General features: G+C 31.2%; 12 protein-coding genes and 1 pseudogene. 2 read left to right on the top strand and 11 right to left on the bottom strand.

The window, feature by feature from the left end; translation table 11 throughout:
• The first annotated feature begins 889 nt into the window (after positions 1–889).
• A pseudogene (locus B0A64_RS21125) lies at positions 890–2,848 on the top strand (LTA synthase family protein).
• Between the two features lie 819 nt (positions 2,849–3,667).
• On the opposite strand, the gene B0A64_RS21120 reads toward B0A64_RS21125, so the two are convergent.
• The 6 genes from B0A64_RS21120 to B0A64_RS21095 all read right to left on the bottom strand — a co-directional run bounded on the left by B0A64_RS21120 (position 3,668) and on the right by B0A64_RS21095 (position 8,833).
• A complete protein-coding gene (locus B0A64_RS21120; RefSeq protein ID WP_165769858.1) occupies positions 3,668–5,224 on the bottom strand; it encodes a recombinase family protein in 1,557 nt (518 codons plus the stop codon).
• A complete protein-coding gene (locus B0A64_RS25290) occupies positions 5,181–5,453 on the bottom strand; it encodes a hypothetical protein (protein ID WP_089481466.1) in 273 nt (90 codons plus the stop codon). Before B0A64_RS25290 ends, B0A64_RS21120 begins: the two co-directional genes overlap by 44 nt.
• A gap of 227 nt (positions 5,454–5,680) precedes the next feature.
• The gene (locus B0A64_RS21110; protein ID WP_089481465.1) at positions 5,681–5,998 is read right to left on the bottom strand and encodes a hypothetical protein; all 318 of its coding nucleotides are present in this window, start codon (positions 5,996–5,998) and stop codon (positions 5,681–5,683) included.
• A gap of 28 nt (positions 5,999–6,026) precedes the next feature.
• A complete protein-coding gene (locus B0A64_RS21105; protein ID WP_089481464.1) occupies positions 6,027–6,365 on the bottom strand; it encodes a hypothetical protein in 339 nt (112 codons plus the stop codon).
• On the bottom strand, positions 6,352–7,191 hold the full coding sequence (locus B0A64_RS21100) for a hypothetical protein (RefSeq protein WP_123875943.1): 840 nt from the start codon (positions 7,189–7,191) through the stop codon (positions 6,352–6,354). The genes B0A64_RS21105 and B0A64_RS21100 overlap by 14 nt, the downstream gene beginning before the upstream one ends.
• Before the next feature lie 10 nt (positions 7,192–7,201).
• Positions 7,202–8,833 carry a hypothetical protein gene (locus tag B0A64_RS21095; protein ID WP_089481462.1) on the bottom strand — a complete coding sequence of 544 codons (1,632 nt, stop codon included), beginning with the start codon at positions 8,831–8,833 and terminating at the stop codon, positions 7,202–7,204.
• 172 nt (positions 8,834–9,005) lie between these two features.
• Between B0A64_RS21095 and B0A64_RS21090 the strand changes: the two genes are divergently transcribed.
• The gene (locus tag B0A64_RS21090) at positions 9,006–9,431 is read left to right on the top strand and encodes a helix-turn-helix domain-containing protein (RefSeq protein WP_089481461.1); all 426 of its coding nucleotides are present in this window, start codon (positions 9,006–9,008) and stop codon (positions 9,429–9,431) included.
• Positions 9,432–9,550: 119 nt separating this feature from the next.
• Here B0A64_RS21090 and B0A64_RS21085 read toward each other — a convergent pair whose 3' ends face one another.
• The 5 genes from B0A64_RS21085 to B0A64_RS21065 form a co-directional block, all read right to left on the bottom strand.
• On the bottom strand, positions 9,551–10,315 hold the full coding sequence (locus B0A64_RS21085; protein ID WP_089481460.1) for a PD-(D/E)XK nuclease domain-containing protein: 765 nt from the start codon (positions 10,313–10,315) through the stop codon (positions 9,551–9,553).
• 287 nt (positions 10,316–10,602) lie between these two features.
• On the bottom strand, positions 10,603–12,345 hold the full coding sequence (locus tag B0A64_RS21080; protein ID WP_089481459.1) for a DUF6119 family protein: 1,743 nt from the start codon (positions 12,343–12,345) through the stop codon (positions 10,603–10,605).
• 123 nt (positions 12,346–12,468) lie between these two features.
• Complete coding sequence (locus B0A64_RS21075; RefSeq protein ID WP_089481458.1) at positions 12,469–13,581, bottom strand: hypothetical protein; 1,113 nt, start codon at positions 13,579–13,581, stop codon at positions 12,469–12,471.
• A gap of 573 nt (positions 13,582–14,154) precedes the next feature.
• Positions 14,155–14,598, bottom strand: coding sequence for a hypothetical protein (locus B0A64_RS21070; RefSeq protein ID WP_089481457.1), 444 nt, complete (start codon positions 14,596–14,598; stop codon positions 14,155–14,157).
• Between the two features lie 976 nt (positions 14,599–15,574).
• On the bottom strand, positions 15,575–19,654 hold the full coding sequence (locus tag B0A64_RS21065) for an NACHT and WD40 repeat domain-containing protein (protein WP_089481456.1): 4,080 nt from the start codon (positions 19,652–19,654) through the stop codon (positions 15,575–15,577).
• Positions 19,655–19,783: the final 129 nt, after the last annotated feature.

Raw genomic sequence — 19,783 nt, 5'->3', positions numbered from 1 at the left:
AATATGTATAATTTCTGTATATCCCTTAGAAATTAAACTTCCCTTTAGTCTGATTATTTCAACTTTTGCTGGCAATCCAAATCCTTTTGGACTTTTTGTTTTATAGCTTTTTCCATCACAGATATTTTAAAATTAATAAAGACCTAATTCAAATCAAATGTAGATATTTTTTATTTTTTGCTCTGTTAAAAAAACAACTCCTTTTTATTTATTATTTAAAAATATTCATCTTCTCATCATAACAGGATTTAGAATGTTTAAAAAGTTTAAAATACTATGCAACACATAGCTTTTAATATTGACAATTAATGAGCTATTGTAGAAATCTCTTCACTTAATTACGGTATTATTTAATAGTTATATAACTCCTGAACTTCCATCCTGCCCTCTGCAGGCTTTTCAAAAGAATTGAAATGAAATTCATCGTCCTGATCCAAAATATTAATAATTTCAGTATAGCCCTTAGAAATTGAGTTGCCTTTTAATTTAATTATATCATTTTGCTGGAGTACGTTCAGATCCTTACGAACCTGCAGTTTAACAACTTTTTGCTTTCTAAATTTTAAATTGACATTATAAAATCTACGCTAAAATTAGAAAATAATTGGCTCAAAAACTAACTTTAACACAACATCAATTTTTTCATAAACAAAAAACATTGTAAAAAAGAGAAGGTGAAGTATTTTTAAATGTAATGGATATTTTTAATACATTAGTCTTACAAAAAAAAATAAAATAAGAAGATTTTAGTTATATCACCAAAGATTATTACGAAACACCAGTAATATGTTTTGGAATCAGTTACAAATTTTAGATTTTTTTTAATCAGTTATTAAAAATTCAGAATTAATTCTGAATTGTATTTTAAAATTCACGCTTATTAAAAGTTATGCCGAAACTAAATCCGTCTCACAGCAGATACGCTGTATTATTCTATTTTATGATATGGTTTTTAATCCTGTCACAAATCCTTAGAATCACTTTTTTTATATGGCAGTATGATGAAGTATCCTGGAACATCATAAACCTTTTCAGAACACTTTTTACAGGCTTATTCTATGATATCGGAACAATTACTTTTGTGACACTGACCGCTATTCTTTATTATACGGTTATGCCTAACAAATGGATTGGTTCAGTCCTGGATAAAATTTTAATTTATTTCTTTACCACCTTAACGGTCTTTATTCTGGTGTTTACCTTTTTTGCAGAACTGACCTTTTGGGATGAGTTTAAGACTCGCTTTAATTTCATAGCAGTGGACTACTTAATCTATACCCATGAAGTAGTGGCTAATATCGAGCAGTCCTACCCGCTTCCTTTATTGGTTGGAGGTGTGCTGCTACTTACTATGCTTTTTATTTTCATTTTCTTTAAAAGAGGAGCCTTCGGTAGTACCTTTACAACCAAAGCAAGTGCAAAAACCAGATTAACGGTTTTGAGCGTTTCGGCAGCGGTTGCATTATTCTTTGGATTTTTTATCCATAATTATCAGACCGAATGGTCAGCGAATCGTTATAACTCGGAAATTTCAAAATCAGGAATCTATTCTTTTTTTGCTGCTTTTCGCAACAACCAGATGAAGTATGTTGATTTCTATACTTCTATAGGTAACGATAAAGCATTTGGAATTATAAAAGAAAAACTTAAAGATCCGAATAGCCGTTACAATTCTGCGGGATATTCTATTCATAGAACCATAAAGGACAGCGCAGCATCTGACCAGAAAAAAAATATAGTTTTTGTTCTGGTTGAAAGCTTAAGCGGCAGTTTTTTAAAGGAGTTTGGAAACAAGGAAAACATAACACCTTTTATGGACAGTCTGGCCCAGAAAAGTATATTTTTTAATGATCTTTACGCAACAGGTACCCGAACAGTTCGGGGTATGGAAGCAGTGACACTCTGTATTCCTCCCACCCCAGGACAGTCGATTGTAAAAAGACCTGAAAATCAAAATCTATATACGGTTTGCAGTGTTTTTAAATCAAAAGCATATGACTGTAATTTTTTCTACGGAGGAGACGGCTATTTTGATAACATGAATGCCTATTTTGGCGGAAACGGCTTTACAATATATGACCGGGGGCGCGGTAGTGTACTGAGTGATAAGATAAAAACAACCAGATATAACATCGATGACAATGAAGTAACATTTGAGAATGCATGGGGAATATGCGATGAAGATATCTTCAATAAAATGCTTAGCGTTGCTGATGCGTAGTATAAAAACAATAAGCCTTTTTTCAATTTTGTCATGACCACTTCCAATCACAGGCCCTTTACCTATCCATCGGGAAAAATTGACATTCTATCTGGAACCAGCCGTGAAGGAGCAGTAAAATATACTGACTTTGCCTTAAGGGAATTATTCAGGAAAGCCAGCCAGAAACCGTGGTTTAAAAATACGGTGTTTGTAATCATTGCAGACCACTGTGCCAGCAGCGCCGGCAAGGATGAAATAGATGTTGCCAATTATCATATTCCGGCTCTCATAGTAAACCTGCCCGAGCAGTACAACCAAAAAATTACCAGGCAGTGTTCTCAGATTGACCTGTGGCCTACCCTGTTCTCTATTTTCAAATGGAATTATGAGTCTGACTTTTTTGGAAAAAACGTACTTGATCCAAAGTTTGAAGAGCGTGCCCTAATGGGTACCTATCGTAAGCTGGTATTGATGAAAAAAGAAAAAGTAATGATTTTATCAGACCAGAAAAAACAGGCTTTTTACTCCTGGAATAAAGAAGATAACAGCCTTAAGTCCATACCTATGAACCAGCCGTTCCTTGAAGAAACTATTGCATGGTACCAGACTGCCGATTACCTTTTTACCAATAAATTATTAAAATAATAGTAACCTATATACATTTTATAATCAATCCAATTTGGAGTGGATACCCTTTTTGCCACAAAAAGTTAAGGTGGTTTGTAAAGATATTTGACCATTCCAAGTTTTATGGCAGAATCGTGGCGCATTTCATTTTGAAAAAGTACAACATCAGCAAAATCAAGGCCTAAGAAGTTTAGGTTCGAAACTTTTACACTCTGCGGTTGATTTAAAAGGAAACTTTTCAAAGTCTACAAAAAGTCAAAATTTATGGAAGCCCTGCATTTTAAATATTTATAATTATATTTGTAAAGCAAAAGAATAATACAACTTCTTGTTAGTTCGTTAGTACTCTAATTTTTGTGCATGTTTGAATATTGAAATAGTAAAATTGAATTTGGGTGCAGAATCGGTGCATTAGGTTCCAGACATTTATAAATACGTAGCAAAGACGGGATCTAAACACATAAAGTTCGAATCCTGCTCTCCCCACAAAAAGGGTAAAAGAAGTAAAAAGGTGACTTTTTCAATCTTTTCAAAAACCCGAAAAAAACGTGGTAAAGCCTGCAAATCGTAAGATTCGCAGGCTTTTTTCTTTTATACTACTTTTCAAATTTTTTAAAAACGCCCAAAATTTCTATGGCAAAATCGTGGCAAAAAATCCATGGAGTGGATACCTTTTCTACCACAAAAAGTTAAGGCGTTTTTTAAATAAATTCCACCCATCTAAGTTTTGTGGCAGAATCGTGGCACATGTTATTTAGAAAAATAAAAATCCAGCAAAATCGAGCCATCCAAAGTTTAGGTTCGAAACTGTATTACGCAGTTTTTATTTTAGTTATTTTATTTTGTTTTGTTAACAGGTTCGAGTCCTGTTCCCGCTACTAATTGGGACAAAGAAGAAAAATTCTTCTTTGTCCCTTTTTTATTTAGCCCTATAAGCCTGTTAATGCTATAGATGAGATGCACTACTTCGTTTACTCTTGCGGTTCGAAACCCGTTTTCTGAGATCGTAAAATTCTCAGGAAAAATCGAACCTAATAAATCTCTCGACTCAATCCAGTTGCCATTTTCATAATATTCGTTAAGTTTCATCAGGTTCTCCACTCCTGCTTTTAAAAGCTCTTCGATATCTTTATTTTCATCATCGATACCAGATAATTTCAATTCGAGCCTTCTTACCATCTCTCCATAATCTGATTTCATATCTCGGTAATCCGAAGCATCTATCTGTTTTGTTGCAAGAAGATCTCTTGCATTTGAGATTCTGGTTTCATAATCTTTGATCTGGCTTATGATTTTCGTTTTTTCTTCCAAGACATCCTTAATCTGTTCCTTATAACAGTCGCCTATGACATTGGCATAGATATTTTTAATCTCAGGAATAGGAACATATTTTTTCAGGTTTTGTATAAATATTTCATTGGCTGTTTCCGAATTTATCCTGTATCTGCAACCTGCACTGCAATGGTAGTAAGGATAATATTTATGGCGACCTTTTGATATGCTTCCCGTGAGTATTTTTCCGCAGTCGGGGCAGAGAAAAAAACCTCTGAGCGGAAAAGGTTTGGCAGAAAGAGCTTTTGGAAGATATTTGCGGGATCTTCCGTCCAGCACATCCTGAACTTTATAGAAAAGCATTTCCGATATTAATGCTTCATGCTGTCCTCTAACCAAAGTGCGTTCCTCATCCTTATATTTAGGAACTTCGATCTTACCGCAGTAAAGAGGATTGCGGATCGCTCTCCAAAAATGATTTTTACCTGCTTTAAGCCCATTTTCTTTTGCCATGTGAAGCACCTGTTCCGTATTAAAAATTCCTTTGGAAAGTTCTTCAAAAGCCCATTTTAAAATAGAAGCTTCAGGCTGATCGAATGCAATATATTTTGTACCGTCTTCTTTTACTCTGTTAATATACCCTATTGGTGCAATCCCCATATATCTACCCTCTTTTCTAGCTCTTCTCATTCCGTGAAAGGTATTGAGGGCTCTTCTGTCATTTTCCACCTCGGGAGCAGCTAGATAAAAAGCCAGCATCATTTTATTCTCGGGTATTGAAAGATCCAAAGGCTGTTCTATTGCCTGAGGCTCGACTCCCAGTTTTCTGAGCGTACTGATCATCTGGTAGGCATCTCCCGCATTTCTGCTGAACCTGTCCCATTTGGTAAACAGGAGAAGATCAGTTTTATTCTTATACTTCTTTAGATCCGCAAGCAGTTTCTTCCACTGCGGGCGGTTGAATGTTTTTGCCGAATGGTCTTCATAAATAACGTGTCTTATTTCAACTGCATTTATATCGCAGTATTTACGAAGCATTTCTTCCTGATTTCTCTGTGAGTAGCCCCTATCTGCCTGCTCATCGGTACTCACTCTCACGTATAGGTCTGCTATTTTTTTCATCTTTTCTTTTTAAATAGTTTGAAACTGCCATGTTTGCCAGCTTTCTTAAAAATTCTAAAATCATTCCTGCCTGTTCCAGCGTCACTTCCACTCCTTCATCTTTCAGCATTTTTTTGGTTTTTTCTGCCGTCATTTTTCCTCTTTCTTCTCTTCCATCTTTCTCCATTTGAAATTCCTCTTCATTAAAAAAAGACCGAGCCTCGGTCTTTTTTGTTCCACAATCATTCATCGCTATAAAGTTATAACACTTTTTTCATTTTATCCTGATCAAAATATGGTGGGGATAATACAAATATAAAACCTAATCCATTGAGGTTCATAAGTAAAATTTACTTATCATTACTTCATTCTAGATTCTGATTCTAACAAAGATAAATCTCTTTAGTCTCAATATCATGGACATAATATGTACATGAAAGTGGTTTGGTATAATTGAGAAACCTGTCAAGTACAGTGTTATAAATCTTCCTTCTTCTCATTGAGCATTCTGTAAATTTCATCCAGAACCTCTATTTCTGCGCTTGGAATTAATTGAAGTGCAAGCTCCAGAACAGAACCTATATATATTTCTCTGTTATCAAGTTCATCCGAATAAATGATATTCAGACACATTCGAATCAGATTAACTCCCAGACACATCATATCCGCGTAGCCATAAAATCTTATCTCACATATTGATTCCCCGCCTTTGTCTTTGGCAGGTTTCAGAAGTTTAAAATGATAAGATGCAAAATCTTTAAATTCATCCAGTGTTTTTATTTTATCAGTCTCCATAATTTTAAATATTAAATCTTAATCTCGGCTATTCTGTTTCTGCTTTATTTTCTGAAAACAGATCAGCAATCTCATTTAAAAACTCAAACTCATCAACTGGAAATAACTGAAGCGCAATTCCTAGTATGAGTCCGACATCAATATGCTTGTTTTGAATCGTAACAGGAACTACTGCGCTATCTCGATCCAAAGCAATAATACACAGTTTCATAAGGTTTTTGATAATAGAAGCAAGCTCATAATAATCATAAACTCTTATCTCTGCATTATACATTCCTCTTTTATCCTCTGCTCGTTGCAGAGTATTAAGCAGTCTTCCGCTTAATACTTTAATTTCTTCAAGTTTTTTAATTTCATCGGTTTCCATAATTTTCAAATATTTGTTTGGTTTTCTCAATACAGTCTCTGAACATTTTATCAGTCTCAATTTTTAACCAATCTAATTTCGCACGGGCAGATTCAACAGATTCCTGTGTTACAGGCTCTATTTTGTGATTATACTGCACCGATTCACAAGCACACTCCAATTGTTCTAAAACATACCATTCTTCCCTTACTTCATAATCAAAGAGACTTCCCAATCTTTTACAGAATCCTGACAAATGTCTCTGCTGTTCAGCTATACTGTGTGAAGGAATATATTCTCCTGTCAGAAACCAAGAAACGCTAATAAAAAGATAGCGTAACTGCTGATGTATTGTATAAGCAGACATAAGATGATTCTCATTGCTGATGTGATATTTTAAATCACGCCCGACAACATCACTCTCCGCTGTATCAGCATCGAACCTTTTCACTGATTCTTTGAGAAAGTCTTCACAATTTATTTCTTCAATCTCAAATACATGCTTTTCTTTAGTTTTACTGTAAATAAGAGTCTCATCATTACATTGCAGAATAAAATAAGGATTTCCATATCCGATCTCTTCCTTAACCCAAAACCTATCGTAGAACCGAAAAGAAAATTCATTAAAATATCTGAAAATTTTCCAGCAGTATTCATAAATTTCATCATAATAATGAGGGCTGGATTTACTTATAATAACTGTTATTATGCCTGAATTAGAAAGTCTGTCTGACCGCTTCGAAAAGTAAATCAAATCAACTTTCATAAACATTCGCAAAAGCTTAACTGCTTTTTTAATCTGTCTGCGGTCTGGATTGTCCTTATGCGTTAAAATATTGTGATACATAACATCTGTTTTAAGATTCAACAGCAGAAAGATTTTCAATTCGTTCCAATTCATCTTTAACTAAAGAAGTGCAGAAGTGTGCAAAGTCATTGTAACGATTCTGTAAAAGACTCATGTCTTCTTCTGAAAAGGTATCTTCCCCGCTGTAGCGCAGTGAGGGATATGATCTGCTCAACAGCGTAAAGAGATTTCTGTCCTGCTCCGTAATGCGTGGAAAGAAAGCGCTGATCTCTGAATTGAAATAACAGCACAGTTCTAGCAGGTAAGAAAGGGAAAAATGATTCGGAGAATATCCCGTAAAAAAGCGTAACATCCCAAGACACATCTGCTCCGTCATTGTATGAAGCATCAATGCTTTCAAAGGGGCATAGCATGCCCACTCATAATCTTCCTGCCAGCTTTCCATATTGTTTACAATAATATTTCTGTATGACAGGTATTCCTTTGCAGATGATAGACTGCGAACTTGAAGGCTTTTTACCTCAAAGAATGCCGAGTCTTTTTTAAATAAAGGAATGCCATTTAAAATAGCATTCATAAAGAAATGCTTCTGGTCTGCTGTTGCCGTCTGAAATTCTGACAGGGCATGAATCAAAAGTGTTGCACTGCATTTTTCTTTGGTTCTGCTTCTGATAATTCCAGCTAGATCATGAACTGCATTTGTTTTATTCTCGCTGGTAAATATTAGCAGGTAATAATGCTTTACAGAAGTCTGGACTTTACCAAAACAATATATTGCTTCAGTTTTAAGATACAAGGCAACAGTATCAATGATAATCTTTTCGTAATCAATAACTGTATCAGTGCTTTCTTCGATGTCATTCGGAATAGAAAAATAGCCAGCTTTCTGCTCACAATATGAAAGCTGTTCCTGAAAGATTTTTTTAGCTTCTTTTAAAATCTGGTTCAGTTTCTTCTGCGCTTCTTTTACTTTATCTTTTTTAATCTTTACAACGCCTGAAAAAGGAAAGTTAATCCTTGCTTCATCCATAAGTTTTGCGATCTCCATATCACTCTTATTGTCAGCATCAAAAATTTTAGTCAGCACTGGTGCAAAATCTTTAATAGTGTTCAGGTGGCGTAAAATATAATAATCTGAATGCAGTTTCCCCATCACCAGTTCTCCTATATAGCCAAAAAGCAGATTTATGGTCTGATGGATTGTATATAATGCAAGGGGATGGTTATTTGTGCCCTCATAATGCTGTGAACCTCTTCTGAGAGATTCTGCTTTGGAAGAATGCTGATTGCATTTCTTTACTCCTTTTTTAAGAAGTGCCGATATAGGCGGAATATCTTTTTTAGTTTTAAAATCAAACTCTTCATTTTTAAAAAGAATAATATTTGATAAATACCACTTTAAATAGTACACACTACCGTTTTTTAAACGATGAAGTATATCTGCTATATTTATTATAATATAGGGCAATACAAGATATTTATTTAAAACTTTATCTGCCCATACATACATCTCCGATGCAATCTGGTCTGTTTCTTCTCTTAAGATAATAGTCAATATATGACCATTTCTTCCCGCAGTCTGCGCCTCATGAAGGGTAACTGCCGTGATGTCCATGAATGATTGGAGTTCTCTTACCGCATTCTCCAATTCTTTCTGTTTCTGAATTTGAACTGCATTCATAATTTTAAATTTTTAATTGATACTTGTCTGAAAAATTGTATTTTTGTTTAACACACAGGCAAGTAAGCAATTACTTGTACGGTACGGTATCAAATTTTTCCGTACCGTACATGAGATTTTTTGTATCATACATAAATCTCACTTTTTTATTCTTAATTATTATCTTTGAGCTATGAGTACATTAACAAAACCAAACCACATGGGGCGCAAAATCAGTCGTATCCGTGAACTGAAAGACATGAAACAGGAAGCATTAGCACAGGCTATGGGAACAAACCAGCAGACTGTATCAATACTAGAAAATAGTGAAGATATCGATGATGAAAAATTAGCAGAAGTAGCAAAAGCTTTGGGAGTAAGTGTAGAAGCAATTAAGAATTTTTCTGATGAAGGTGTAATTAATTATTTCAACACTTTTACGGAAAATGATTTCAGCCATAGTCAGGGAACTAATTTTGGAAGTAATAATACATGTACTTTTAATCCTCTAGATAAATTAGTTGAAGTTTACGAAGAAAATAAAAAACTTTACGAACGTCTTTTAGATGCTGAAAAAGAGAAAAACAGCTACTTGGAAGATTTACTAAAAGCTAAATAAGCTTTTTGATAAAAGATATGTTAATTCAAACGAAAAAGAGACCTGCGAGTCTCTTTTTTGCTTTCAGACATTAATTCCTGAATCTTGAAATTTCTTTAAACGAAGAATAGACGGTACAATTACGGGCGAATATATACCCTGACTTTCAAATTATTATCATCCGAACTCAAATCATTTTCTAATCCTCTAGGATTTCCAACCAGAGCCTCGGGATCATATACAAAACAAATCAAAGTTTCACAATCCGGATGTACTTTGTATCTTGCAATATCTTCAATCAATTGAGAACCCACCTCTTTAGCTCTTAAATTAGGCCTAGTTTTTTTAACTTCAATTATAATCTTGTAATCTTTTAACAAAAAATCCATTCTACTACTTTTTCCAGCATAGCTTGGAGTCCATTCTTCAGCCCGTATATCATCAAAATGAAGAATCAAAAGTGAATGTAATAAATTTTGAACGTCATATTCATCATTAACATCTAAGGTGCTCCTTGAGTCATATCGATTACGAAGCTGTCTAACCACTAAATGAAATCTCTCTAAAATAGTTAGCAGAGAATTAATTGGATTTGGAAACTCTTCTATTGAATTATCTTCAAGTAATCCGAGGTTTATATCTTCTAATAGAGAACTTAAAATTCCAATACCTTTATTGACATCGCTTTTATAACTTCTTTTTACATTTGCCGTAAAAGATTTAATATATTGATTATCCGAAGATAAATTAGATTGCAAATAACTTAATGTCTGTGTTTGCCAAGCTGTAAATTGTCCAGAATTTATTGTCCCTACACCAATAACATTAGGTGGGCTTGGTACGTGTGTACGAAGTACTGCATGTCCTTTCTCTATAAGTTGCTCTAATCTTTCAGTTGTAGTCATAGCTTGTGTAGTTGCATTTAATTCCTAACACGTCATATTGAATTATACTAGTGTAACATTACAATAATACACAAAAAAACAGATAATAAATTGCGGTTTTCCGTAAATCCAGAATTAATGATTACCATATTGATAAATTGATCCAGCTCATGAGGAAAAAACTGCGCTACACAAGCATATGCTGAAAGAAAGCGGAATGATGATAAAGTTTGAAAAACTTATCAATAAATGATTCTTATAATATGTTGGAATTAGGTATTGCCATTTAGCAACACATATTATCGATTTTAATTAAAACACTTATCATTTTTAATAATTTCAAATGATAAATCATAATATTCCGTTCTCATTTCTGTAAAACACTGTATCAACGATAATTTAGCAATATTTGAAGTATATTTTTCCATGCTTTTTTGTAAAGGCTTATTTTTTAAGTGACTAGATATACACATTACATATTTAATATCTTTTGTCTTAAATAGTTTTATAAAAGCTTCCTCTGAAAAACCATTACTTTTATTTTTTGCTTTAAGACTTTTATAATTAGCTTTAAGGTATTCATTTTTTTCGTCTTTCAAATCATTTTTTAGTCTTCTAGCTGACGAAATAATCTGGCTGTATAATTCTCTCATTTCTGTACTAAATCCATACTTTATATGGCACAAATAAATAATATCTTTTTGTATATGGATTATATCTGCTAATTCTATAGAATCTATTGTAATTGTGTCTAATACTAAATATTTATCCTTGATATATTTATCATTATAACTTGATTCATCTTCACGTTTTCCATTTGCTTTTTTTTCCCATTCTTTGTCTATTATAGAATTTTTTAAATCATTGGCATTTAATATCTCTTTACATCTTTGATTCATCTCCTTCACAAATATCTCTCTTAATTTGTACCATTTAGAATCAAGATAAATGTAGGTTCCTAAATCAGGTAGACTTAACTCAGTATTAAGGTGATAAATCAAAGTAGTACTTAATATCGGCTTTTTTGATTGATTTTTGTAAGTGTATATATAGATATTATGAATGTGAAAACTAAAATTACTTAAATTGCTATCAAAATTTTCAGAACTTAGAAACCTTAAAATGATTCTGAGAATTTCACTCTTATCACTTGTCCTGGCAATCTTTTTATATTTATTTTTATCTTCTTTCAACTTGATTTCATAATCGTCGGCACCATAAAAGTCCTCAATTTTGTTTGGATAACATAAATCAAAATTTGATATCCTTTTATTAATTATATCAGTTCTCTTATTAAATAACTCATTTATTATCGCAGGTTTAAGTGAATTAGAAATAATATTTTTATCTGTTATTTCTTTATATGAGCTAAAAAAATCATCTGCTTTCTTTGTTTCAACATATTCTAATATTTCAACTAAAAGGGTTAGTTCTTCAAAAGAAAGACTTTTATTAATATTGAAACCGCAAGAAATATTTAGGATTATATTTGGAGATCTTGTAGTGAGGAATTGGTTAAAATATAATTCTGCTGTTTCTATTGAGAGTTTAATTTTTAGTTCAGTTGGGATTTTACCAAATTTTATGTAGTCCATTAAACGGTAACTGTCTTTAAATTGTTCAGACATTCCTGCTCGCAAACCTGTAACTCCTCTCGTTTTTATTGAAATAATTTCATCTTGAACAGGATTCATTATTCTGGAATAAGTATTTAGTCCATAAGAAGTATCTAAAAAAGGTAGTATATACTTGTAAAATCCCCCTCCAACTATCGAAAAAATTCCAGAAGGAGTCTCTATAAGAACTAGTATCGAAGGGATTTGATATTCTAAAGAAATACCTTCTACATATTTTTTTGGAAAGAAATTAGCCCATTCAGATTCCTTTTCCGTCGATTGAATTACAATAAGTTTTGCTTTATAGCCTTTCAGTTCGATATCACGAACAACAAATTGCTTTATATTATTTTCAAGATGCGTTTGAACTCCTTTTACAACAGAACTCATTTTATGAGTTTTCTCTATCTTGTATACAGTAGGGTTTTGCTTCATAACGCTTATTTTTTATAATTTTAATATTGATTGCTCATAGGTATGTTGGATTAAAGCTTGAAACTTCGGATAATGACTAATCTTCTAAATAAAATTAAGTTCCTCTTAATTATAAATATTAATTTAGATGTTGTCTTTATTTTCTTTCTCAACCACATAGTAGCTAATAAACACCTCATCCTCATTTAATTGAGATTCCTTATTAACTTCTTCAAATTTTATTTTTTCAATGTATTTCGGTTTCATTTTAATTTCAACAGTCTCTTTTCTATTAAAATCTCTTGCTAATATTTGCCATTCAATAATAATCTTATCAGAAATTTTATCAGGCAGTAATGAAATTTCAAAGTATTTATTATCCTTTTGAATTAAAGGTTTATTATCGAGAGGTCGATAAGTAATTGTTTTATTTTCGTCATCAACGTAATCAGTGAGAGATAGTCGAGGAAATAAAATAGTTCCAGTATCCAGTTTTGCAACTCCACTTATAAATTTTAATATAATTCGCCAATCTTCAATAACTGCTGACCCACTATTTTCCATTATTAATTCGAAATCGCACCAAGATTTATTCACAGTATTTGAATGGAATAGAGAAAATGGTTTCAATTCAAGAAAATCAAATTCGCTTTTTGCGCTTAATTTTTCAATTAATATTTGAGAGCTACTCTTGTCTGTTAAAATGTATTTGGTGATATTTTTTTCAAAGAGTGGATACAATGTAAGTTCTTCTTCGAAATTGTTGAAAGAGATCTTAAAATCAAATTTGTCTTTTTGACTAATTCCATGTAAATACCAGTTATACGTATCTTTATTTTCTTCTATTAAGTCAACAATATCTTCCCAACAATATAGTAGAATCTCAAAAGATCCATTTAATTGATTTTCAGCATTTTTAAGTCTTACAAATTCTTCAATTTTCGCATCCTTGTTTGTCGTTGAAGCAATAATATAAACGCCAAGTTTAGGTTGAAATTTTTTAGCCTTTTCTATTTCTTTTATTATTTCATTTTCTGATAATTTTGCATTTGAATACTCATCCTTTCCTTTTGCTTGAATTCCCCAATATTCTATTTCTCCTTTTGGAATTCCATAGACATCAACTCCCGCTTGTTCCTGACCCAAACGACCATTTTTTTTAATTTTATTGGGAATCGACCACATTTCACCAAAAAGTTTTTTACATAGAGATTCAAAGTCCTGCCAATTCTCTGGTTTGCCGATTGTTTTTTTCATTTAAATTATTTTGTAATCAATAATATTTTAACATTGCATAAACCTTTTAGACTACGGCGTTGTCATGTTAATACTTGTAAAAGAATGTGATACATCGTTTATCTTACAATACTACACAAAAAAAGAACCGATTAATTACGGATTTCCGTAAATCTCTATTTATATCTCATAATTGAAATCTTATTATACCGTTCATAGAATCTCTAAATTCTTTGGTTTAATTTAAGAATAAAAAGTACAGCAAGTTATTGGACACAGCCAGAGTAGTGCGCATAACATTTTTCTTCGTTCCTCAAAAAAATGCCCTTCGGGACTTATAGCACTTCACCTGTCTGTTTGTCCAATTGAAGACTGCTTTCTTTTTTTCCTTTTTCTTTTTTTAAGTATTTATTAATTGTAACAGCCTACAGCCATCATGTCCATATTTTGCAAATGATCAATACCTGCTTCTAAAAATCTCAAAAGATTGCCACTTTCCTGCAGTCAGCCTCGAAACTCGACGGTGGAGAAACTTAAAGAAAAAGAGTTTGAAAACAATGAAAAGGAAAGATGATCGAGAGAATAATTATATTCTTAATCTCCTTTTTTATACTCCTTAATGTCTTCGGAATTATCGCTAAAAGTTTGAATAATTGAAACTTTATTATTTTTTTCAGTAAAACTTATCTTTTCATCATATTCTGAATTCCTCCATCTACCGTCGATATTAGCCCAAAGAATTTTATTACCATCAAATTTAATTTTATAACTAAACTTTCGACTGTCCGATTTACGGATATAAGAGACATAATACAAATCTTCACTTTTGCTTACCTTAATTGTTTTTGCTGGCTGTCCCATTATAGATGACATGGTATATCTTGCGATATCCTCGTAACTAAAATTCTCTAAAACAATATCATTAGTCGTTCTAACTACAGGTGTAGGAAAACTCTGTTCAGAGGCGTCGATCTGTTCTTTCTTTTGATTGCAATTAATCATTAGGATTAGAATTAAAAATAGCTTTATTTGTTTCATAAATACTTTTTTGAATTAAGATTCGTTTAAAAAAAAAATTCACAATATTTGTCAAGCTGACTCTAATTTTAAAAACTTTAATTTTAATGTTTTAAACAAAACTAATTAATTAGTGTTCTTAACTTTATGGATTTCCGTATTTATTCTTTTACTTCTCTAAATTTTTAAAAATCACTGCCAGCGAGTTCCGAGCACAAAGGCAGCCAGATATCGTTTTGTGAAACAAACGGACATCTGGCCGATTACAGAAACGTTGTAATCTTTAAGCTTTTTTTATATAAAAAATCTAGAAAATACCTCTCAAAAAAATCTGATTCGAATAAGTTGTACTTAAGATTTTTCACCTCTCGGGATAAGTAAATGCAATATTTATTCTTCAAAATAAAATTTTTCAAAAGAAAAAAGAGAAAAAGAAAGCATTAAAAAATAGGATAGCAGACAAAGAAAATGCTATAAGTCCCGAAGGGTGTAAGGACGAAGAATGAGGCATTACATTATGCGCATTTGCTTTGTCTGCTATCCAATAAATTCGCTGGCTTTTTTTCTTTTTAAACAGTATCAAGAATACACTTTGCGATAGTCTTCAATTCTTTTACAACGTGAAAATTATTGCATATTGATAAGCATAATTTTAAAGTTATAATGCGCTTATTTTAGCAAGCTTTTCGCCCTTCGAATTTCTAATTTCATTTATTGAAAAAGTAGAAAGATTACCACGTTCCTGTAATCTGCAAGATGTCCGGTTGTATCACAACCGATATCTTGCCACTTTCTTACTCGGAACTCGTTGGCGGTGAAACCACAAGAAAAATAGTTTGAAAGATGATGAAAGGAAAATCCACACAGAACAAGAATTAAGCGGTTGAGATTTCCCTTCTCAAATTTAAAATCTCACATTTCTAAATCTTAAAAAACTACAGTAATTCCATTAAATTTTTAAATTGCTTTAATCATCTATTAACTACCAACTTTTTTATTATAAAGCTGCTCCATTTTTTTTAAGTTGCTCTAATATATCTTCATCTAAACCGATTACTTGTTTAAAATCAGAACCCTCAACAGTTATTAAATTTTGATAAATATCAATCACATCTTCAACATGAATATTAAAAATTACAATTTGCTTTCTAGTCATCAAAACTAAATTATCACCATTACTATCATAAACAATTTTTTCTATATTCTCGTGTGATTTTTTTTCAGTACTATTAAGGACTTCAATCCTATAATTATTTATTATAGCCTTTTCTTTTAGGTCTATAATATATATATTATAATTATTGTGAATATAGATTGTATTGCCATCTAATGAAAAACAAAAATCTCCAATATTCTCAATTTCGATTTCAAATAGAAATATATCATTTAAAATATCATAACATCTAATTCTATTACCTTCCGCAATAAATAGTAAATTTTTTTGAGGATGAAATCTTGCTCGAAATTTATTTAGTTTATCTTTTTTAGTTTTTTCAAATTTTATTTTCTTTCGACTTTTTGTTTCCCACAAACTAAAGGCATTAAATTCTGAACACACTATATATTTTTGATCAAAAGATATTGAAATCGTTTCCGCACCTTCAAAACATTGAAAAGTACCAACTTCCTTTTTAGCTACAATATCACACTCATATACAAATGAATTATTGCAAGCGGTAAATATTTTTTTATTATCATTAGAAAAAACAAATCCACCAGTCCATAAATTTTTTCCTTTTTCCTGTGCATTTGGATTGAATTGTACAGAAAATTCATGTTCCCATTCGATTTCAAAGTCAGTTGTATTTCTTATATAGAGTATTCCATAACCAGAATGTGCCATGAATTTACCATTTGGAGAAAATTCAATATCCCATCCTGTTGCATTTATATACTTGATGACAGTTAGGTCAGCATTTAATAAACGGATTTCATCAGGCGATCCAATAGCAATTATATTTCTATCTTTAAGAAAGGCAACACTATCTATTTGATTAAAATGAAATTGAAATCCCTTCAAGTTTGCATTTGTAAATATTGTTTTTACAATATTACCACTTACAAATTCTCTATATAATGGAAAACCAAAATTTGCGTTAGTCAAATCTGAATTTGTAAAATTAGTGCCTGAAAAATCTACAGCTTTCATGCTACCATGATAGAGCCATTGGGCATCTTTTAGTTTCTGAGGAACCTCAAAATTTTTAATTACTAAATTGGACAAATCTTTTTCTTTAAAATAATCAGGTTGATCATTAGTAATAATAATTATCAAATTGGTAACTATATATTTTACATCCTCAAATTTTTTCGAACGGCAATCATTAATTATTTCATTGAAGGTGTCAAGTGTTTTTCTACTTCTTATGGAAATCATATTGGTTATCAAATCCAATATGGCTCTCGATAAAACTTGATGCCCAAAAGTATTTTTCAGTTGTGAAATAGTTATTCGTTTAAAATCGCCTAAGTTTAATGAACTAGATTTTTTAAAAAATTCATTCCATTCATAGTTTTGAGGAATTAAATCTGAAATATTTTCTTTTCCAATTGCAAAGTCCTTGAAATCATTATCCATTACACCTAGTTCAGCTGCAAACTTATAGGCTGTAAAGAATTCTAATAAAGAACGATGAGACGGTTTATATTCACCATCATCGTTTCTAATTAGCATTGATTGCCCCATCATATCATATTGCCAATGATCAATATCTTTTTGTTCCTTTACAACATCGTTAAATAAACTTCTGATACGTTCAGGAAATAACCGGTAATGAATGCTCATCCTATCTGTAGAAATCATCTCCCATGATAATTCACACATGAAATATAGCTTGTCTGAAACCGATGTAAAAGTTCTTTCTTCAGTTATATCCTTTTTAAATTTTTCTCTTATTGCATAGAGATATACTCTAGAAATATCAATTGGTTTTCCCTCTTCAATATCTTTTAAAGATTCTATTATAAGTTCTGTCATTATAGGACGTGCTGCTAAATCTAGAAGAATACTATTCTTCATGATTTTTTTTACGACTTTTTCAGTGGTATGTAATTGAAGTAGTTCCTTTATTTGTTTTTTATTAAGTTTTAATAAATCTAAAACTTCAAATTCAGGATTTTTAATTACTAGGTGTTGAGTAGAGGCTTTTAATTTTGCGTTTAGAAGTTCCCTTCCTTGCCTTGCTTCAGGAAAATGTTCATTTCGACAGGTTAAAATAACTTTTGAATTATCATCGATCGTTCTTGCTAGTTCCCAAAAATTATTAATCATCTTTTGATTATCAATTCGATCAGCCATTTCATCAAACCCATCAAAGATTAATAATAATTTCCCCATTTTATTAAGTTCTAGAAAAGCTTCATAAGTAGGTATCGGACTATTATGTTTTTTGAAAAAGAATTCTGAAAATACACCTTCAATATTGACTGATTTTGCAAAATCTCTAAGTGCTATGAAAATCGGTATTCGTGGTCGATTTACACCCCTTTGCATTGCACTCTTGTAATCCTGTAGTTTAACCCATGCATAATGAAGCGCAAACCATGTTTTTCCAGTACCAAATTCTCCAAGTATTGAAATATGCTTTTTTGATGGATCATCTAGCCATTGGTCTATGTACTCATCAATTAAATACTTACTAGTGTCCAATTTAATATTTGTTTCTTTTTCAAAAATATCCCTTTTACAATATAATGGTATGAATTTACTACTTATATCTCTTGAGATAACCTCACTATCTAACCAATCAAAATATCCGGAAAAATCAATATCATTATCTATAAGTTCATCTATAGTGTAACAAAACAAATTATTATATTCCTCTTTGCCTATTTTGTTTCTTACGGATTTACTAATTCTTTTATATGTAATAACCCAACCTTCACTACATTTAAAATCTTTAGTAAGTTCATGTAATTTATATAAATGATTTATTTCTACCGGCTCTGAAATACACAATATCAAAACTCTATCATATCCCCTTCTGTTTCTAATATTTATTATAAATCCGAATATCTCGTCATTATTTATTATTTCTTGATTTTCAAATTTATATCCAATCGCATTAAACCAATTTTTTACTTGTACCGTTAAATTTGATATTAATGAAGATTTTTCATTTTCTTTTAGCACTGCCTTATGAAGTTCAGCTACCATTTTATGAGTAGCTAAAGTAGTTTTATTAATATCTTCCAAATTTTCCATGATCTGAAAATCGTTAGTCATTAACAAAACAATCTCTTTTTTCAACTTTTCTTTTAAATGTTGTTTTAAATCTGTTGAGTTTAGAATTATTTTTAGCAAATTATTATTTAATAAACGATTGTCTTCAATGGTCTCAGTTGACTTCTCTATAACCGTATTTAAAAGATAGCCTAAAATGAAGTTTTCATTTATTCCACTATCATAATCTAACTTACCTGAAAGAATTATTCCTTTTATTTCTTTAACCAAATCCGAAATTGCTTCTTCCGTTTTAGCAATACTAGAAAATTCCCATCGAATAAGACCTAGAAATTGGATAAAATCATCTGATTTTACAAGCTCAACATAATTATTATATTTTTTATTGGCATCAATTATATCTTTATTTTCAAAAGCTTTTTCCAGATATTTATTTAGTTTCTCTTTTAATAAATCTAAAAAAATATTTCTCGTTTCTTCAATAAATTCTGTAGGTGAAAAATCACCTTGCATTTGTTTATTATACCAATTACTTAGCGATTTACCTGCTCTTACTTTTATTGTAGAGTTTGTATGAAAACAAAATGTTCCCTTATATTGAGATTTATATTTTTGGTATAATTTATAAAAATTGAGTAATGAAGATGCAATTTCAGGGCTTTTAAGACTAAATCCGTCGCTGTAACATTTAATTTGACTAAATTTATAAATTTCCTCTTTGGAGTTTAGTTCGAATATATCCTCTTCTCTTTCGCAAAATATTTCATTATCAACATTATTTATAAAATTTTCTAGCCAAATTTTTACAGTTGATAAATATTGATAATAAAATCCTCTATTTGTTGCAATTGCATCAGTATTACTTTTAAATATATGAAAATCTATTTTTGACATTTAGTTTTATTTTATTTTAAAATTAACTCCGCTATACCAGTTATAAAATTTTTTCAATCTAACTTTTTTAAATTAGTTTTTTAGCAACAAGGAGACTTATTCCAAACGAATATAAGAAATATTTTTACT

This window comes from Flavobacterium araucananum (assembly GCF_002222055.1).
Classification (GTDB): Bacteria; Bacteroidota; Bacteroidia; order Flavobacteriales; family Flavobacteriaceae; genus Flavobacterium; species Flavobacterium araucananum.
Note: the sequence above shows the minus strand (reverse complement) of the source record. Positions and strands in the feature narration are given on the sequence as shown.